The sequence below is a fragment of the Azospirillum sp. A1-3 genome, assembly GCF_023806445.1.
GTDB lineage: Bacteria > Pseudomonadota > Alphaproteobacteria > Azospirillales > Azospirillaceae > Azospirillum.
This window is the reverse complement of record NZ_JAMSLU010000004.1, coordinates 30438-47903: the sequence shown is the minus strand read 5'-3', so window position 1 is coordinate 47903 and position 17466 is coordinate 30438. Positions and strand designations below refer to the sequence as shown.

Annotated in this window: 17 protein-coding genes; 12 read left to right on the top strand and 5 right to left on the bottom strand. The window is 64.2% G+C overall.

The window, feature by feature from the left end; genetic code table 11:
* The first annotated feature begins 16 nt into the window (after positions 1 to 16).
* Both M5E06_RS21685 and M5E06_RS21680 read left to right on the top strand, forming a co-directional pair.
* Positions 17 to 466 (top strand): iron-sulfur cluster assembly protein, encoded by a 450-nt coding sequence (locus M5E06_RS21685; RefSeq protein ID WP_252139969.1) that lies wholly within the window; start codon positions 17 to 19, stop codon positions 464 to 466.
* A gap of 23 nt (positions 467 to 489) precedes the next feature.
* On the top strand, positions 490 to 834 hold the full coding sequence (locus tag M5E06_RS21680) for a HesB/IscA family protein (RefSeq protein ID WP_109074695.1): 345 nt from the start codon (positions 490 to 492) through the stop codon (positions 832 to 834).
* Between the two features lie 113 nt (positions 835 to 947).
* On the opposite strand, the gene M5E06_RS21675 is transcribed toward M5E06_RS21680, so the two are convergent.
* From M5E06_RS21675 to hmuQ, 3 genes are all read right to left on the bottom strand, one after another.
* Positions 948 to 1862, bottom strand: a complete 915-nt coding sequence (locus tag M5E06_RS21675; RefSeq protein ID WP_252139968.1) for a M48 family metallopeptidase — start codon at positions 1860 to 1862, stop codon at positions 948 to 950.
* A 474-nt stretch (positions 1863 to 2336) separates the two neighbouring features.
* A complete protein-coding gene (locus tag M5E06_RS21670; RefSeq protein WP_252139967.1) occupies positions 2337 to 3227 on the bottom strand; it encodes a pirin family protein in 891 nt (296 codons plus the stop codon).
* 34 nt (positions 3228 to 3261) lie between these two features.
* On the bottom strand, positions 3262 to 3588 hold the full coding sequence (hmuQ, locus tag M5E06_RS21665) for a heme-degrading protein HmuQ (RefSeq protein WP_252139966.1): 327 nt from the start codon (positions 3586 to 3588) through the stop codon (positions 3262 to 3264).
* Positions 3589 to 4056: 468 nt separating this feature from the next.
* Here hmuQ and M5E06_RS21660 point away from each other — a divergent pair, with 468 nt between their 5' ends.
* A complete protein-coding gene (locus tag M5E06_RS21660) occupies positions 4057 to 7071 on the top strand; it encodes a bifunctional diguanylate cyclase/phosphodiesterase (protein WP_252139965.1) in 3015 nt (1004 codons plus the stop codon).
* A 24-nt stretch (positions 7072 to 7095) separates the two neighbouring features.
* Here the strand turns inward: M5E06_RS21660 and M5E06_RS21655 are convergent, their stop codons facing one another.
* Positions 7096 to 8205, bottom strand: a complete 1110-nt coding sequence (locus M5E06_RS21655) for an ABC transporter substrate-binding protein (protein WP_109150019.1) — start codon at positions 8203 to 8205, stop codon at positions 7096 to 7098.
* A gap of 224 nt (positions 8206 to 8429) precedes the next feature.
* On the opposite strand from M5E06_RS21655, the gene M5E06_RS21650 reads away from it, so the two are divergent.
* From M5E06_RS21650 to M5E06_RS21615, 8 genes are all read left to right on the top strand, one after another.
* The gene (locus tag M5E06_RS21650; RefSeq protein WP_252139964.1) at positions 8430 to 9260 is read left to right on the top strand and encodes an IclR family transcriptional regulator; all 831 of its coding nucleotides are present in this window, start codon (positions 8430 to 8432) and stop codon (positions 9258 to 9260) included.
* Positions 9245 to 10294: a 2-dehydro-3-deoxygalactonokinase gene (locus M5E06_RS21645; protein ID WP_252139963.1), complete on the top strand. Its 1050-nt coding sequence runs from the start codon at positions 9245 to 9247 to the stop codon at positions 10292 to 10294. Before M5E06_RS21650 ends, M5E06_RS21645 begins: the two co-directional genes overlap by 16 nt.
* Entirely contained in the window at positions 10291 to 10944 is a 654-nt protein-coding gene (locus M5E06_RS21640) for a 2-dehydro-3-deoxy-6-phosphogalactonate aldolase (protein ID WP_252139962.1), read from the top strand. Before M5E06_RS21645 ends, M5E06_RS21640 begins: the two co-directional genes overlap by 4 nt.
* Positions 10945 to 11009: 65 nt before the next feature.
* Entirely contained in the window at positions 11010 to 11999 is a 990-nt protein-coding gene (locus M5E06_RS21635; protein WP_109150023.1) for a tripartite tricarboxylate transporter substrate binding protein, read from the top strand.
* 67 nt (positions 12000 to 12066) lie between these two features.
* On the top strand, positions 12067 to 12603 hold the full coding sequence (locus M5E06_RS21630; protein ID WP_252139961.1) for a tripartite tricarboxylate transporter TctB family protein: 537 nt from the start codon (positions 12067 to 12069) through the stop codon (positions 12601 to 12603).
* A gap of 51 nt (positions 12604 to 12654) precedes the next feature.
* Positions 12655 to 14184, top strand: coding sequence for a tripartite tricarboxylate transporter permease (locus tag M5E06_RS21625; RefSeq protein WP_252139960.1), 1530 nt, complete (start codon positions 12655 to 12657; stop codon positions 14182 to 14184).
* Between the two features lie 28 nt (positions 14185 to 14212).
* On the top strand, positions 14213 to 14989 hold the full coding sequence (locus M5E06_RS21620; protein WP_252139959.1) for an SDR family NAD(P)-dependent oxidoreductase: 777 nt from the start codon (positions 14213 to 14215) through the stop codon (positions 14987 to 14989).
* A gap of 80 nt (positions 14990 to 15069) precedes the next feature.
* Entirely contained in the window at positions 15070 to 15975 is a 906-nt protein-coding gene (locus M5E06_RS21615; RefSeq protein ID WP_252139958.1) for an MBL fold metallo-hydrolase, read from the top strand.
* A 113-nt stretch (positions 15976 to 16088) separates the two neighbouring features.
* Here M5E06_RS21615 and M5E06_RS21610 read toward each other — a convergent pair whose 3' ends face one another.
* On the bottom strand, positions 16089 to 16469 hold the full coding sequence (locus tag M5E06_RS21610) for a tautomerase family protein (RefSeq protein ID WP_252139957.1): 381 nt from the start codon (positions 16467 to 16469) through the stop codon (positions 16089 to 16091).
* A 94-nt stretch (positions 16470 to 16563) separates the two neighbouring features.
* Between M5E06_RS21610 and M5E06_RS21605 the strand changes: the two genes are divergently transcribed.
* On the top strand, positions 16564 to 17421 hold the full coding sequence (locus tag M5E06_RS21605; protein ID WP_252139956.1) for a LysR family transcriptional regulator: 858 nt from the start codon (positions 16564 to 16566) through the stop codon (positions 17419 to 17421).
* Positions 17422 to 17466: the final 45 nt, after the last annotated feature.

Sequence of the window (17466 nt, the reverse complement as noted above, 5' to 3'; positions counted from 1 at the left end):
GGGAAGGGGGATCGAAATGCCCGATGAAGCACTGACGCAGCGCCCGATCGCCCCGAACCCGGCCGAAGCCGAGGCGCAGTTGAAGGTCCAGGCCGCGAGCGAGGCTTCCGAGTCCAAGGACTTCGCGCCGATGCCCAAGCCGCCCGAGGGCTACGACCCGCGGGAGGAGATCATGGATCGCGTCGTGGCGGCCATCAAGACCTGCTACGACCCCGAAATTCCGGTCGATATCTGGGAACTCGGCCTGATCTACCGTGTGGACATGGATGGCCAGCGCAATGTCGAGATTGATATGACGCTGACCAGCCCCATGTGTCCGGTGGCCGGCGAACTGCCGGAGCAGGTCCGTCAGGCCGTGCTGGGCGTTGAGGACGTCAACGAGGTCAAGATCGAACTGGTGTGGGAGCCCCCCTGGCACCAGGGCATGATGTCCGAAGAAGCCCGCCTTCAACTGGATATGTTCTGAGCAGTATTTAGGAGACCGTCACCATGGCCCGTTCCCTGCCCAAGGCGCTCACGATCACCGACGCCGCCGCGGATCGCGTCAAGGCGCTGATGTCCAAGGCCAACGACGAGGTCGTCGGCCTGCGCATCGGCGTGAAGGCGCGCGGCTGCTCCGGCCTCAGCTATGACGTTCAGTATGCCAAGGAAAAGCTGAAGTTCGACGAGGTGGTGGAGGATAAGGGCGTCACCGTCCTGATCGACCCGGCCGCCGTCATGTTCCTGATCGGCAGCGAGATGGACTATGTCGACGACAAGTTCCAGACCGGCTTCGTCTTTAAGAATCCGAACGAGAAGGGCCGCTGCGGCTGCGGTGAGAGCTTCCACGTCTGAACGGTTGCTGCGCAGGGGGCTGCTCCGATGCCCCCTGTGCAGCCGGATCTCGACATCGAGTTGAAGATTTTTACATTGACGTACGCCTAAATCTCTTAGGGCATATTTTCCATCTATCTTCCGTGACGGTCTCTGAGCGCTTCTTCAAGCTTAACTCTGTCAATGTGGTGCTTGGTGACAAATTCCAGATAATGCTCCGGAACCGTTTCCTTCACGAATGCCATGATATTCAAATAGCGGTCAGTCATATGAGGGTAAGAAGAAAAGAATCGTGCGACGCCAGCAAAAAAGCTACTGTTTACAATACGAGATTGGAAAATAAATGTATCACTGGAAACTTTTCCGTATAGCGCTTTTCCAATCAGTAGCTTGCTAATTCCTGTAATTGCCGCTTCCACCTCACCGCAAAGCGCCAGACCAATTCTGTCACCAGAATATATAATGCAACGTTCATAAGGCAAAACAAGCAAATTCAGAATCGGAAATTTCTTGATGGCCTCCATTATTTCAAAAACGATTGGGAAATAGTGGTCTTTTTTTACTTTCATGTACCCAACAAATCTCGCTATTGCCCATTCTATGTCTCGATAATTTTTGGCCGAGTCGCAAGATTCGACAAAGGATGAATGTATCACAATAAATTTTGTCGAAAAGAATCTGTGCAGTATCATGTTCACAGTTCCACTCTCTACGATGTATATCTCCACATCCTTATGATACCCAATCTTATCTTTTACAGATTCCAATATGGTTGCGATCTGTGGAAAGTTATCATGTCCTACTTTCACTGCGTTTCCGACAAGTAGCGCTTTCGTAAACTCCATACCAATCCAAATCGCCAGAAACAATAGAGCTGTATATGCACTTACAAAGATAAAGAATATGCGGTTATTAAAACTCATGTAAGCGATCCATAAAATTATCGGCAACACCGCTATCACTGCAACCACAAACCTTGAATTCGTCATTGGGTGAAGATATTGCTTCACATCGAATGTCGCTCCATTATTTATGGTGTAAGCAGTCATATTAACTCTCCAAATAGTTGATTAAAGTCAGAACAAGCTCCTTTGAGTATATACATAGCCTCCCCATACATGGAATGCGGCAATCAGCGCAAATCTGTTCTTTTTTATCGACAACAATACGGATGTAGGACAACGACAGGAGAATGCGCCATGAGCTTGCAAGGCTTTGTTCTGCTCTGGTGTTTCAAAGAGCATTTTGTATAGAGACTAAGTTTTTGTTTGCCCGCCTGCACAACGCATAAGACATTTATAAAAAACATGAATGCATTGGAGAAAGAAATGCTAAATCCATCATAGCTCAATGCCTTACAGAATGAGATCGAAAACTATCCTTCACTAGAATTCGCAAAATCCAGTCGGCAAACAAAACCAGCGGCACAATCGCTTCGCAGCGATTGGTCCCCATAAGGCACTCCACTTTTCCTTCTCAATTTCAGGAATGCCACCAGTAGCTTCGGTAACTTGTCATCCAAATCACGACATCGGATTGGCCGGCTTCGGCATCTCCGGCAGCGGAATGAATTCGCCGTTGTCCAGGTCCGGCAGTTTCATCCGCCCCGCCCGCCAGTCTGCCTTGGCCTGTTCGATGCGCTCCTTCGACGACGACACGAAGTTCCAATCGATGAAGCGCTGGCCCAGCGGCTCGCCGCCGATCGCCATGACGATCGACTGCGTGGCGGCGGTCAGCAGTGCCGGCTGGCCGGGAGCGAAGACGATCATCCGGCCGGCCTCGACGCGCCGACCCTCGGCCTCCACGCTCCCCGCCACCACATAGACAGCGCGCTCCCACCCGTCTTCCGGCAAGGACACGCGGGCGCCGGGGGCGAGATCCCAGTGGATGTAGAACAGCGGCGAATGGGTCTTCACCTCCGCCTTGGAGCCGAACGCCTCACCCGCCACCAGCCGGCCGCGCACGCCGCCCTCCTCGAAGAAAGGCAGGTCGCCGGTGCCGTAATGGCTGAAGGCCGGGTCGGTCTCCTCGTCCGCTTCGGGCAGGGCGACCCAGGCCTGGATTCCGTGCATCCGCCCGCCTTCCACCCGCGCGCGCTCGAACCGTTCGGAATGGGTGATACCGCGCCCGGCGGTCATCCAGTTCACCTCCCCCGGCCGGATCGCCTGTTCGGAGCCCACGCTGTCGCGGTGCATGATCTCGCCCTCGAACAGGTAGGTGACGGTCGACAGCCCGATGTGCGGGTGGGGACGCACGTCGACATCGCGGGGAAGGCCCGGCTCGAAATCGACCGGCCCCATATGGTCGAAGAAGACGAAGGGGCCGACCATCCGCCGCTGAACGAAGGGCAGCACCCGCCCCACTTCGAATCCGCCGAGGCTCTTTCGCCGCTGCTCGATCACCAACTCCAGCATGGGTCTTCCTCCCGTCGGTTCAAATGTTTTGGGGTCAGGCGTTCGGATCGCGCGGCACGGTCTGGATCACTTCGAACCCTTCGAACTCCGGCGGCCCGACATACAGCGGCTTGCGCGCGCCGGCGTTGCCATGGGCGTTGCGGAAGGCCTCCGACCGCGTCCAGGCCTGGAAAGCGGCTTCCGAGTCCCACACGGTGTGGGAGGTGTAGAGCCGGTACTCTTCGCGATCCGGGCCGCGCAGCATATGGAATTCGACGAAGCCCGGCACCTTGTGCAGATGGACCTCGCGGTTCAGCCAGACCTCTTCGAATTCCTGCTCGGCCCCGTGGCGGACCTTGAAACGGTTCATCGCGATGAACATGCGCCTTCTTTCCCGATTGGTCGACAGGCCCGACCCGGTCGAGGATAAGGGTGGAAGGCCAGACCGGCAATCGACCTGACGCCGCTCCCCCATATGCCCGACCGGAACCGGGGCCGGGACAATGGCCCACTACCGAGCAACCGATATTTCTCTTTATAATACAGTAACTTGCGGCGCATTTTCTCTGCCGCTGCCGCAAGCCCTCCCCGGCTGGGGTAAAATGCCCTCCCCCTCACCTGCCCCGAAGGCCCCCGCATGCGCCACCTCCGCAAAGCCCCGACCTCCCCCGCCGATCCCGGCGGATGGAACATTGAACAGTCGCCGCGGAGATGTTTCACGGTGTTTCAGACCTTCGGAACGGCGGAAGGCGGCGGAGCATGGACTGTCGGAACCGTTAAGCTCTAATATACGCAAAAGAGGTATAACACCGCGAACCGGGCGACCGACCAAGCGGCCAGGGGGGACGGAATGACTTCAACAGGTCCGGCGAAGACGGGGGCGCTGCAGGGTCGCACGAAGCCGCCCGGCGCCATCGCGACGCTCATCATCCTCTCCATCCCCTTCCTGCTGGTCCTTCAGGCCGCCCGTCTCCCCGGTTCGATGGAAATCGCGCATTACCTGCCGCTGCATACCTTCTTCGAAACCTTCGCCATCGCCGTCGCCGCCCTGATCTTCGCCATCGGCTGGCATTCCCACACCGCCGAGACTCCGCCGGCCCTGCTGGCCCTGTCCACCGGCTTCCTCGGCGTGGCGCTGCTCGACTTCGGTCATCTGCTGTCCTATGCGGGAATGCCCGACTTCGTGACGCCGTCGGGGCCGGAGAAAGCCATCGCCTTCTGGCTCGGCGCCCGGCTGATGGCGGCGATCGCCCTGCTGATGGCGGCGACCTTGCCCTGGCGTCCGGGATCGGCGGCTCTGCGCTATCCGCTGATCGTCGGGGTTCTGCTGGCGACCGCCGCGCTGTTCGTCGCCATCCTGTGGTACCCGGACCTGCTGCCGCGCACCTATCTGCCCGGCCAGGGGCTGACGCCGCTGAAGGTGGCGGCCGAATATGCGCTGGTTCTTCTCTATGCCGGCGCCGCCTTGATTTTCCACCGCCGGCGGCGCGAGACGCGGACTCTGGATGTCCATCGCCTTGTCATCGCCGCCGTCGCCATCGCGATCAGCGAGATGTGCTTCACGCTCTATCTCAGCGTCTACGACCTCGCCAATGTGGCCGGGCACATCTACAAGGTCATCGGCTACTGGTACCTGTACCGGGCCGTGTTCGTCACCGCCGTGCACCATCCCTATGATGCCCTGCACAGTTCCCAGCGCGACCTGTGGCGGGAGAAGGAGCAGGCGCGCGTCACGCTGCTGTCGATCGGCGACGGGCTGATCGCCACCGACACCGCCGGCCACGTTGCCCTGATGAATCCGGTGGCGGAACGCCTGACCGGCTGGACGGTGGCCGAAGCGGTCGGCCGACCGGTCGCCGAGGTGTTCGACATCGAGAATGCCGAGACGGGGCAACGGGTGCCGGTCCCGGTCCAGCAGGTGCTGGAGAACGGCCAGATGGTCGGCCTCGCCAACCACACGGTGCTGGTGGCGCGCGACGGCAGCCGCAGCCACATCGCCGACATGGCGTCCCCCATCCGCGACCACGATGGCGCGCTGCACGGCGTCGTCATGGTCTTCCAGGACGTGACCGAGACCTATGCCAGCCGCGAGGCGTTGAAGGACAGCCTGTCGCTGAACACCGGCATCCTGGAGAGCGCGGCCTGCGGCATCATCGCCACCACGCTGGACGGCGTCGTCCGCGTCTTCAACCGCGAAGCGGAGCGCATCTTCGGCTATCCGTCGGAGGAGATCGTCGGCTCCACCGACCTGCCGCGCCTGTACGACCAGGATGAACTGCGCGCCCATGCCGACATCCTTTCCACCGAACTGGGCCGGCCGGTGCGGGCGGGTTTCGATGCGCTGGTCGCCCGCACCCGCGACTGCGGCCAGCCCGAGCCCGGCGAATGGACCGGACTGCGCAGGGATGGCGCGCGTATTTCCGTTTCCACCCTGACCAGCATGCTGCGCGACAGCGGCGGCTCGGTGCGCGGCTACCTGACCGTGGTGATGGACGTCACCGAACGGAAGCGGACGGAGCGGCAAATCGAAAAGCTCGCCTACTACGACCCGCTGACCGACCTGCCGAACCGCCGCCTGCTGCTCGAGTATCTCGACGGTCATCTGCGAGCGGCGCGCCAGACCGGCCGCTATGGCGCGCTGATGTTCCTCGACCTCTACGATTTCAAGGGACTGAACGACGCCCGCGGCCACATCGTCGGCGACATGCTGCTGCGCGAACTGGCGGCGCGGCTGAACGCCACCCTGCGCAAGGGCGATCTGGTCAGCCGGCTGAGCGGCGACGAGTTCGTCATCCTTCTCCCCGACCTGGGTGCGACGGCGGACGAGGTGGCGGAGATCGCCCGGCGGGTGGCGGAAAAGCTGCGGATGGCGGTGGCCCAGCCCTTCCAGCTCGACCGTTGCGAACACTGCATCTTCGCCAGCATCGGCCTGACCGTCTTTCCAAAGTCGCCGGACGAATCGGTGGAGGACCTGCTGAAACAGGCGGACACCGCCATGTATGCCGCCAAGGACGGCGGACGGAACACCATCCGCGACTATGACCCCACCATGCTGGTGGACGCCCAGGCGCGTCTGCTGCTGCAGCAGGATTTGCGCAAGGCCGTCGATGCCGGGGAATTCACCCTGTTCCTGCAGCCGCAGACCCGGGCCGACGGCACGCTGGTGGCGGCGGAGGCGCTGATCCGCTGGCAGCATCCGCAGCGCGGCTTCGTCGCCCCCGGCGCCTTCATCGCGGTGGCGGAGGAGTCCGGTCTGATCCTGCCGCTGGGCGACTGGATCCTGCTGGAAGCCTGTCATGTGCTGCGCCGTCTGGCCGATGCCGGCAGCGACTGCCACCTGTCGGTCAACATCAGCCCGCGCCAGTTCCGTCAGCAGACTTTCTGCGCGGGCGTCATCGCCGCCCTGCGCGCCACCCGCACCGACCCGCGCCGTCTGACGCTGGAGATCACCGAGGGCATCGCCGTCAGCGACTGCGCCGACACCGTCGCCAAGATGTCGGAACTGGCGGCCTTCGGGATTGCCTTCTCGCTGGACGATTTCGGCACCGGCTTCTCGTCGCTGTCCTACCTGAAACAGTTGCCGGTGGGGGAAATCAAGATCGACCGCTCCTTCGTTCAGGATGTCGACCGCAACAGCCACAATGCCGTGCTGGTGGAGACGATGCTGTCGATTGCCAGCCGGCTCGGCCTGAAGGCGGTGGCGGAAGGGGTGGAGACAGCAGCCGAACGGGACTTCCTGGAAGACCGCGGTTGCACGATCTTCCAGGGCTATTATTTCGATCGGCCGATGCCTGTCGAAGACTTCATCCACAAATACGTGACGAAGTCGGAACTCACAGCCACAGAAGAGCCGGCCCATGCCTGAGGCTGGGCCGGCTCTGGAACCCTGTTACTTCTGGGCAATCATCTTGGGCTGGCCGTTGCTCCAGACATACATGACGTAGTTCGGCTTGGTGATGTCACCCTTCTTGTCGAACTCCACCGGCCCGACAACAGTGTCGAAGCTGTTGGCGTGCAGGGCCTTCGCCAGCTTCCCGCTGTCGGTGCCGCCGGACTTCTGCAGGCCCTCGGCGATGACCTGGACCGCGGCATAGCTGTAGAAGGCGAAGTTGCCCGGTTCCGGCAGGCCGGCCTTCTTGAAGGAGGCGATCAGTTCCTGCGCCTTGGGATCGCTGGCCGCCGACGCGCTGTCGGTGTAGAGCGTGCCCTCGCCGGCCGGACCGGTGATCGACCAGTATTCCTGGTTGTTCAGGCCGTCGCCGGCGATGAACTGCGGCTTCAGCCCCTGCTCCTGCGCCTGACGGACGATCAGACCAAGTTCCGGATGGTAGCCGCCATAATAGACGGCATCGATGTTCTTGTCCTTCAGGCTGGTGATCAGCGCCGAGAAGTCCTTCTCGCCGGCCGTCACCGACCCGCGATAGGCGACCTTGCCACCCGCCTTCTCCAGCGTCTGCACCACGACGTCGGCCAGCCCCTTGCCATAGGCCTGCTTGTCGTCCAGCACGGCGATGTTCTTGCCCTTGAAGTGCTCGGCCAGATAATTGCCGGCAACCACGCCCTGCTGGTCGTCACGGCCGCAGACGCGGAAGATGTTCTGATGGCCCTTGGCGGTCAGCAGCGGGTTGGTGGCGGTCGGGGTGACCATCACCACGCCTTCCTCCTGGTAGACGTCGGCCGCCGGGATGCTGGCGCCGGAGCAGAGATGGCCGACCACGGCGGTAACCTGATCGCGCACGAACTGGTTGGCGACGGCCACCGCCTGCCGCGGGTCGCAGGCGTCGTCGCCCACCTTCAGCACCAGCTTCTGGCCCAGCACGCCGCCCTTGGCGTTGATGTCCGCGACCGCCTGCTTGGCGCCATACACCGACTGCTCACCCAGTGCCGCCACCGGCCCCGTGGTCGCCGTGCCGAGTCCAATCACGATGTCGGCCTGCGCCGTGCCGAAGCCGGCCAGCAGCGCCGTCGCGCTGACGAAGGAAAGGACGGTGAGACGCATGGTTGGTTCTCCCAGAATTGCTGTTTTGTACAGGACCATATCCGCCGGTCCCGGCATGTTTCCTTTTCTGACCGATACGACAGGAATTTGAAAGCGCGATCATGGATTTCGCAGCGCTCCGAAGGGAGCCGCGACCGTTCGTCGCCGCCACAAATGTCCCACTATTTGGTACTATGGGAAATTATTTGACACACTTTGGCACATGCGCCAGCATCGGGAGATCAATGGTGGTCAAACAAACCATGAGCGCGGCGATGGGAGCGACAGAGCAGGAGGCTGATGCCGGAAGGACCCAGGGCACCGGAACACAGACCCTGCTGCGCGGACTTGCGCTGCTGGAATGCGTGGCGGACGGCATCGGCGACGTGAAGGGCATCGCAGCACGGCTCGGCACCCCGCGCAGCACCACCAACCGCATGCTCACCAGTCTGGTGGCGGAGGGCTATCTCCACCACATCCCCTACAAGGGCTACCTTCTGGGACCCAAGCTCATCCAACTCGGCATGAAGGCGCTGGAACAGCGCCCGCTGGTCGCCATCGCCCGCCCGCATATCGAGGCACTGGCTCAGGCCACCGGCGACACCGTCCACCTCGGCGTCGAGGAGAATGGCGAGGTGTTCTACCTCGACAAGATCCCTGGCACCCGCGGGTTGGAAATGCGGTCGCGCACCGGACAGCGTATGCCGCTCGCCTCCACCGGACTGGGCAAGGCGCTGATGCTTGGGATGCCGCCGGCGCGCTGGCGGGTGCTCCATGCGATGACCTGCCCGGCAGAGTTGCCCGCCGGCCGCCCGCGTCCGGCGGACCTGCCGGTGTTCGAGGAACAACTGACCCGCTACGTCGCCCAGGGATGGACGATGGATTTGGAAGAGAACGAACTCGGCATCCGCTGCGTCGCCGCACCGGTGCGCGACGGCCGGAATCTGGTGGTGGCGGCGGTCAGCGTCGCCAGCGCCGTCCCCTACATGCCTGACGACCGCATGGCGACGCTGGGACCGCTGGTCCGCGCGACGGCGGAGGCAATTTCCAAGGATCTGGGATGGACCGCACCGTAACCTCCTCTGCCGGAATCACCTCCGACCGCCCTGCGCTGATCGCGCTGGATTGGGGCACGTCGAGCCTGCGCGGCTTCCTGCTGGACGGCTCCGCCCGCATTCTGGCCGAGCGGTCGAACGGGCACGGCATTCAGAACCTGCCGCAGCCCGGCGCCGCGGGCTTCGATGCGGCATTGACCCTTCTGTGCGGCGACTGGCTGGATGCCCACCCCACCCTGCCGGTGGTGGCCGGCGGCATGGTCGGCAGCGCCCAAGGTTGGGTCGAGGCGCCCTATGTCACCACGCCGGCCGACGCAACGACGCTGGCGGACCAAGCGGCGCGGGTCGAGACGGCGGCCGGCCGCCAGATCCTGATTGCGCCGGGCGTCCTGCACGATCCCGACGGCGGCGTCCCCGCCACTGCGATTCCCGATGTGATGCGGGGCGAGGAAATCCAGATCGCCGGTGCACTGGCCGAGAATGCCGGTTGGGCGCGCAACGCCTGCGTCGCGATGCCCGGCACCCATTCCAAGTGGGTCCAGGTCGCCGACGGCCGCATCGCCGGCTTCTCCACCTACATGACGGGTGAACTGTTCGCGGTCCTGAAGACGCACTCCCTGCTCGGCCGTCTGATGCCGGCCGGGGTCGACGCGACGCCGGAGGATGAGGAGGCGGCCTTCGCCATCGGCATCCGGGCCGCGCAATCGGCCGGTCCGGGCGACCTGCCGCACCAGCTGTTCGCCACCCGCACGCTGGGGCTGACCAAGCGCCTGCCGCCGGAGGCGCTGGCGCATTATCTGTCGGGCCTGCTGATCGGGCACGAACTACGGTCCGGACTGGCTCTTCTGGCGGAGATGCCGGCCAACACCCCGCTGCTGCTGATCGGCGATCCGGCGCTTTGCCGCCGCTACAGCCGCGGCTTGGCCGCCTTCGGCACCACGCCTGCCGCGCAGCTTGGCAATACCGCACCCCGCGGCCTGTTCCAGTTCGCCGCGGCGGCCGGACTGCTGCCCTCCGCTTCGGCCACGCCCTCCAGATTCAAGAGCGCACCATGACAGAGCTTTCGCTTTCCGCCCGCGTCGACGCCGCCTTCGCCGCCCTGCCGCTGGTCGCGATCCTGCGCGGCCTCACTCCGGCGGAGGCCGTGCCTGCGGCCAATGCGCTCTATGACGCCGGCTTCCGCCTGATCGAGGTGCCGCTGAACTCGCCCGATCCGTTCGACAGCATCGAATCCATCCGCCGCGCCCTGCCGCGGGATGCGCTTGTCGGAGCCGGGACGGTCCTGGCGCTGGATCAGGTCGACAGGCTGGCCGCCATTGGCGCCGATCTGGTGGTGATGCCGCACGCGGACACCGCGATCATCCGCGCCGCCAAGTCGCGGTCGATGATCTGTGTTCCCGGTGTCGCCACCGCGACGGAGGCCTTCGCGGCGCTCGCCGCCGGCGCCGATGCGCTGAAGCTGTTCCCGGCGGAGCAGATCACCCCGCCGGTGGTGAAGGCTCTGCGGGCGGTGGTTCCGCACAGCGTGCGGCTGCTCCCCGTCGGCGGAATCACGCCCGATACCATGCAGCCTTACCGGGTTGCGGGTGCCGCCGGCTTCGGTCTTGGCTCCGCCCTCTACAGCCCGGGCTTGCCGGTTGCCGACTTGGCCGCCCGTGCGGCCCGCTTCGCCCAGGCTTGGGCGGATGGGACCGTCGCCCGCTGAATTCACCTTCCATTTTCATCACCCAACGACCGGCGCACACGCCGGCGCACCTTAGAGGGAATCCCATGAAGGTTACCAATCGCCTTTCCCGCCGTGCACTGACGGTCGGCCTGTCCGCGGGCGTGCTGATCGCCGGAGCCGCGACCCTGCCCGGTGCGGCCTTTGCCGCCGACTATCCTACCAAGCCGATCGAGTTGATCGTCCCCTACGCCGCCGGCGGCGGCACCGACCTCGTCGCCCGTGCCTTCGCCGACGCGGCGAAGAAGCACCTGCCGCAGTCGATGGGCGTGGTCAACAAGACCGGCGGCGGCGGCGCCGTCGGCCTCACCGAGATCATGGCCGCCCGTCCCGACGGCTACAAGATCGGCATGGGCACGGTGGAGATCACCCTGCTGCCGCATATGGGTGTCGCCCGCTTCACCGTGGACGACTTCACGCCCATCGCCCGCCTGAATGCGGAGCCGAGCGCCATCACGGTCAAGGCCGACGCGCCCTGGAAGACGATCGAGGAATTCCTGGACTACGCCAAGGCCAATCCCGGCAAGGTGCGCATCGGCAACTCCGGCACCGGCGCCATCTGGCACCTTGCTGCCGAAGCGATGCAGGAAAAGACCGGCACGACCTTCAACCATGTCCCCTTCGACGGCGCGAACCCGGCGGTGACCTCGCTGTTGGGTGGCCATATCGAGGCGGTTTCGGTCAGCCCGGCCGAGGTGTCGAGCCAGCTCGCCGCCGGCCAGCTGCGCATGCTGGCCGTCATGGCCGACCAGCGCCAGAAGGCCTTCCCCGACGTGCCCACGCTGAAGGAGAAGGGCATCGATCTGTCCGTCGCCACCTGGCGCGGCATCGTCGTGCCGAAGAAGACCCCGGCCGCGGTGGTTGAAACCCTGCGCACCGCCAGCAAGGCCGCGGCGGAGGACCAGGGCTTCCGCGACCAGCTGGCCAAGATGAACCTGACCTGGGCCTATGCCGACGGTCCGGAGTTCGGCCAGGTCATGCAGAAGGACAACGCCTTCTTCAAGGGCCTGATGACCAAGCTGGGCATGGCGAAGTAAAGCCTGACCGACGCAGCCCCCGGCGGTTCGCCGCCGGGGTTTCTTCATCGGTTGAGGAGACCGGACCATGAGCAACCCGCCCGCCGGGAGCGACCGCCCCGGCTCCAGCGACGATTCCGGCATCGCCATGCCGCTGACGACCAAGTTCGCCAACCTGGTGATCTCCGTCGTTCTGATCGCGGTCGCCGCATCGGCCATCGCCGCGACATCCGATTTTCCGAAAAGCATGCTCGCCGCCGATGTCGGCGCCGCGCGCTTCCCCATCATCCACGCCGGCGCGCTGATCCTGCTGTGCCTGATCCTGATTGCCAACACGCTGCGTGCACCCACCGCCCCCGCCGCCGATGGGCAGGCGCCGGTCGGCATTGCCGGTTATGCCGGTGTCGCGCTGGGCATGCTGGCGACCGGCGCCTGCATCGCCGCCATGGAGCAGGTCGGCTATGGCCCGGCCACCGCCGTCTACATGGCGGTCATCATGGCGCTGATGGGACAGCGCAGCCCGGTGTGGAATCCGGTTCTGGCGGTCGGGGTGACCGCGCTGGTCTATGGCGTTTTCCATTACCTGCTGCAAGTACCGCTGCCGGTGGGGAGCCTGTTCGAATGACCAGCCGCCCCCTTCCCGTTACCACCCCTTGCCCGGTGGGAGACAGCCGCCATGCATGAACTCAATCTTCTGATGGGCGGCTTCGCCACGCTGGCCGCGAACCCGCTGGCGTTGCTTCTGGCACTGGTCGGTGTGGCGCTGGGCATCGTCATCGGTGCCCTGCCCGGCCTGACCGCGACCATGGGCGTCGCCATCCTGCTGCCCTTCACCTTCGGCATGGACCCGGTGTCCGGCCTGCTGATGATTTCCGGCGTCTTCTTCGGCGGCGTCTATGGCGGGTCGGTGACGGCGATCCTGCTGCGCATCCCCGGCACCCCAGCCGCCGCCGCCACGGCGATGGATGGCTTCGAACTGACAAGAAAGGGCATGGCCGGCGTGGCGCTCGGCACGGCGACGCTGTCCTCCTTCCTGGGTGGCACCGCCAGCATCATCGTGCTGATCTTCATGGCCCCGATCCTGGCCGGCTTCGCCCTTGAGTTCAGCGCGCCGGAGAGCTTCGCGCTGGCCGTCTTCGGGTTGAGCATCATCGCCAGCATCTCCGGCCGCTCGGTCATCAAGGGGCTGATCGCCGGCTTCCTCGGGCTGCTGATCGCCACCGTCGGCATGGACCCGATGGACGGCTTTCCCCGCTACACCGGCGGCTATACAGAGCTGTTCAACGTCCCGTTCATCCCGGTGATGATCGGCCTGTTCGCCGCGGCCGAAGCCTTCAAGACGCTGGAAGACCCGAAGGTCCGCCTGGGCATGGCGGCGGCGCTGGGCCGCATTCTGCCGGATTGGCCGACCTACCGCCGCATGCTGGGCACGGTGGCGCGCTCCTCCGGCCTCGGCATTGTGATCGGCATCATTCCGGGTGCCGGCGCCGACATTGCCGCCTATGTCGCCTACAACGAGGCCAAGCGGTTCAGCCGGACGCCGGAGAACTACGGCAAGGGCGAACTGGCCGGTGTCGCCGCGTGCGAAGCCGGCGCCAACGGCTGCACCGGCGGCGCGCTGCTGACCATGCTGACGCTGGGCATTCCGGGTGACGCGGTGACGGCGGTGATGCTGGGCGCGCTGACGCTGCAGGGGCTGCAGCCGGGGCCACTGCTGCTGAAGGAGCATGCGGATCTGGTCTTCACCCTGTTCGCCGGCATGCTGTTCTGTTACGTCGCCATGCTGGTGATCGGGCTGGGATCGCTGCGCTTCATGGGCCGCGTCCTGCAGATGCCGAAGTCGGTGCTGACGCCGGTGATCCTCGTTCTGTGCATCGTCGGCACCTATGCCATCAACAACAGCCTGTTCGACATCTGGATCATGCTGGCGGCAGGTGTCGCCGGATACTTCATGCAGAAGTGGGACTTCCCGGCCTCTCCAGTGGTGCTGGCGCTGATCATGGGACCGATGGCGGAGGCCAATTTCCGCCGGGCGCTGTCGCTGTCGGGCGGAAGCTACGACTTCCTCTACACCCGGCCGATCACTGTGGTTCTTCTGACCGTCGCCATCCTGACCCTGCTGCTGCCGCTGGTGAAGCGCTGGCGCGCCCACCGGACGGAGAGCCAGCGGGCCGGCACCGCTGGTCCCCTGAACCAAACCAGATGAACCAAGCCTGACAACAAGGAACCTGTCCATGTTCGACGATCTGAAGGGCCGCCGCGTCCTCATCACCGGCTCGACCCAGGGGATCGGGCTGGCCGCGGCTCAGGCTTTCGCCCGCTGCGGCGCCAAGGTCGGCATCAACGGCCGCAAGGCGCCGGCCGATCTCGACTCCACCCTGGCCGCGATGGAGCAGGCGGGCGGCGAAGCCGCCTTCTTCGCCGGCGATCTGAGCGACAGCACCGCCTGCAAAGCAGTGGTGGACGCCTTCGCCGAACGGTTCGGCGGCATCGACGTTCTGATCAACAATGCCGGCGGGCTGGTCGCCCGCAAGCCGCTGGAGGAGATCGACGACGAGTTCTTCGACGCGGTGACCGACCTGAACGCCCGCTCCGCCTTGATGACCACCAAGCATGCCCTGCCCCATCTGCGGCAGTCGGCCAAGGACAGCGGTCAGACGGCGTCGGTGATCCTGGTCGGGTCAGTCGCCGGATACACCGGCGGCGGACCGGGAGCCGGGCTGTATGGGGCGGCCAAGGCGTGGCTGCACAACATCCAGAAGAATTGGGTCGCCTTCCACACCAAGGAAGGCATCCGCTTCAACACCGTGTCGCCGGGCACCTTCGACACCGCCTTCCATGCCGACAAGGATGAAGCGGCCAAGGCCCGCGTGTCGACCGGCATTCCGATGGGCCGCTTCGGCAAGCCGGAGGAATGCGCCCCGACCTTCCTGTTCTTTGCCTCCCACGCCTGCTCCGGCTACATCACCGGGCAGGTGCTGGACGTGAATGGCGGTCAGTTCATGCCGTAAAGAGCTGGACCGGCAGGGGATCGCAGGACAAGCACCGCTCCATGCTGTTGTCGTAAGACACGGGCAGGAGAGGAACGACCATGGCCACGCAAATCCCCTTGTCGGAAGACAGCAGCGCGATCGATCCGGCTCTCGACGCGCTGCGCAACGACCATACGCACGAGATCGCGCCCGACCTCGCCTATCGGCGGCTCGGCATCGTCAATGTGGTGTTCTGGGGTCCGCCGCGAGCCGGCGACCGCGAATGGGTGCTGATCGACACCGGACTGATCGGCACCAAGGGCTTCATCCGCAGCGCGGCGGCGGAGCGGTTCGGCCGCGACTCCCGCCCTGCCGCCATCGTCATGACCCACGGCCATTTCGACCATGTCGGGACGCTGGCGGATCTGGCGGAGGAGTGGGATGCCCCGGTCTACGCCCACCCGCTGGAGCACCCCTATCTCAACGGCCAAGCCGCCTATCCGCCGGGAGATCCGTCGGTCGGCGGCGGTGCCATGGCGGCATTGGCGCGCTTCTATCCGCGCAAGCCGGTGGACGTCGGCTCCCGCCTGCGGGCCTTGCCGGAGGATGGATCGGTGCCGGTGATGCCGGGCTGGCGCTGGGTTCATACGCCGGGGCACAGCGTCGGCCATGTCTCCCTCTGGCGGGAACGGGACCGCTCGATGGTCGTTGGCGATGCTTTCGTCACCACGGGGCAGGAGTCGGCCTATGCGGTGGCGGTTCAGCGGGCGGAAATGCACGGACCGCCCATGTACTTCACCGTGGAATGGAACAAGGCGCGGGAGTCGGTCGCCCGGCTGGCGGCCCTGGAACCGGAATTGGTCATCACCGGCCATGGCGAACCGATGCACGGAGCCGAGATGCGAACCGCCCTGCATCGGCTGGCCGACGAGTTCGACAGCATCGCCATCCCGCGGCAAGGCATATATTTGGACAAGCCGGCACGGGCGGAGGATGGGACCGCCTATTGCGGGCCGCAGACGTAAGTTCTGTGTCCGGCATCAAGACCCCGGGCCACACCGCCCCGGCTTTCGCATAGTGAGCCGCGGCAGGTGACCAGGGGGCCACGATTGCCTGATCCGGAGTGTCGGTCTTTGCCTCAGGCGTAATGCGCAACGCCGTTGCCGAGCGACCAGTTCTCTTTCGCCACTTCTACGATGTTCACGAACACGTCCTGCGGCCGGATGCCTGGATCCTCGCCGAGTATTTCCACGATCCGCGCGAACAATGCCTTTTTCTGCTCGACAGTGCGGGTATTGTTCGCCGTGATCTGGATGTAGACGAGGTCATCCCCTCGCGACACGCCAAGATAAGCCGAGCTGTAGCGGAAGTTCACCGCGTCATGCTCGGTGATGGTCATGAATTGATCGTCTTCCGGCACATTGAAGGTTTCATGCATCGCACGGTAAAGGCCGTCGAAGATTGCCTGTCGGTAGGATTCAGGCTTTCCAGTGCGTAGGGAGATATGAACGAGCGGCATCGCATTTCCTTTCCATGACGTCCTCATTCAGAATAGCCGCGGATCAGTCATTTCCGTATGATATGATGTCTTATATCTAAGATAACGGTTAGAAATGATGGACCAACCTCTCGACCTCGATGCGGTTCGGGCCTTCGTGCGAATCGCCGAACTGGAGAGCTTTACGCGCGCGGCCGAAGCCATGCGCACCACGCAAGCCGCAGTCAGCCTGAAGCTGAAACGTCTCGAAGAAAGACTGGGGTGCCGCCTGTTCGAACGGACCCCGCGGTATGTGCAGTTGTCGCCACGCGGCGCCACCTTTCTCGATCACGCCCGCGACCTGCTTGAGGCGCATGATCGCGCACTCGCCTCCCTGAGCCAGGGGCGCCAACGAATCGGCATCGGCATCAGCGACCATGTGGCGGGACCGGAGCTTCCCGCATTGATTGCCCGGATGAACGCGCAGGACCCGCAGTTGGTGATCGAAATCCGGATTGGATCGTCGGGGGACCTGCTTCAGAGCTTCGACCGACGGGAACTCGACACCGTAATCGTCCGCCTGCATGCGGGGCGCAACGACGGCCAACTCCTTGCCGAGGAACAGTTCGGCTGGTTCGCGGCGCCGAGCTGGCAGCATCGTGCGGACGAACCTCTGCCAATTGCCACCATGGCGGAGCCCTGTGGGGTACGGGCATTGGCCGGGCAACTGCTCGACGCGGCCGGCATGCCTTGGACGGAGATCTTCGTTGGCGGCGGTGTGACCGCGGTGGCGGCGGCCGTCACGGCCGGGCTGGGTATCGCGGCATTGTCTCCGCGCATGGTGCCATTTGGCGCCGTCGATGTTGGCTCCAGGCTCGGGCTTCCAGCCTTGCCGCGCTTGCCCGTGGTTTTGCATACCAGGGTGAAGGATGGAAGACCGCGCGAAGCACTCGCTGGACTGGCGGCCGCCTTCAGGAGTGCGGTGCGCGGCTGATGCTCCGATACAAAAACCCCCGCCGGATCGCTCCGGCGGGGGTTT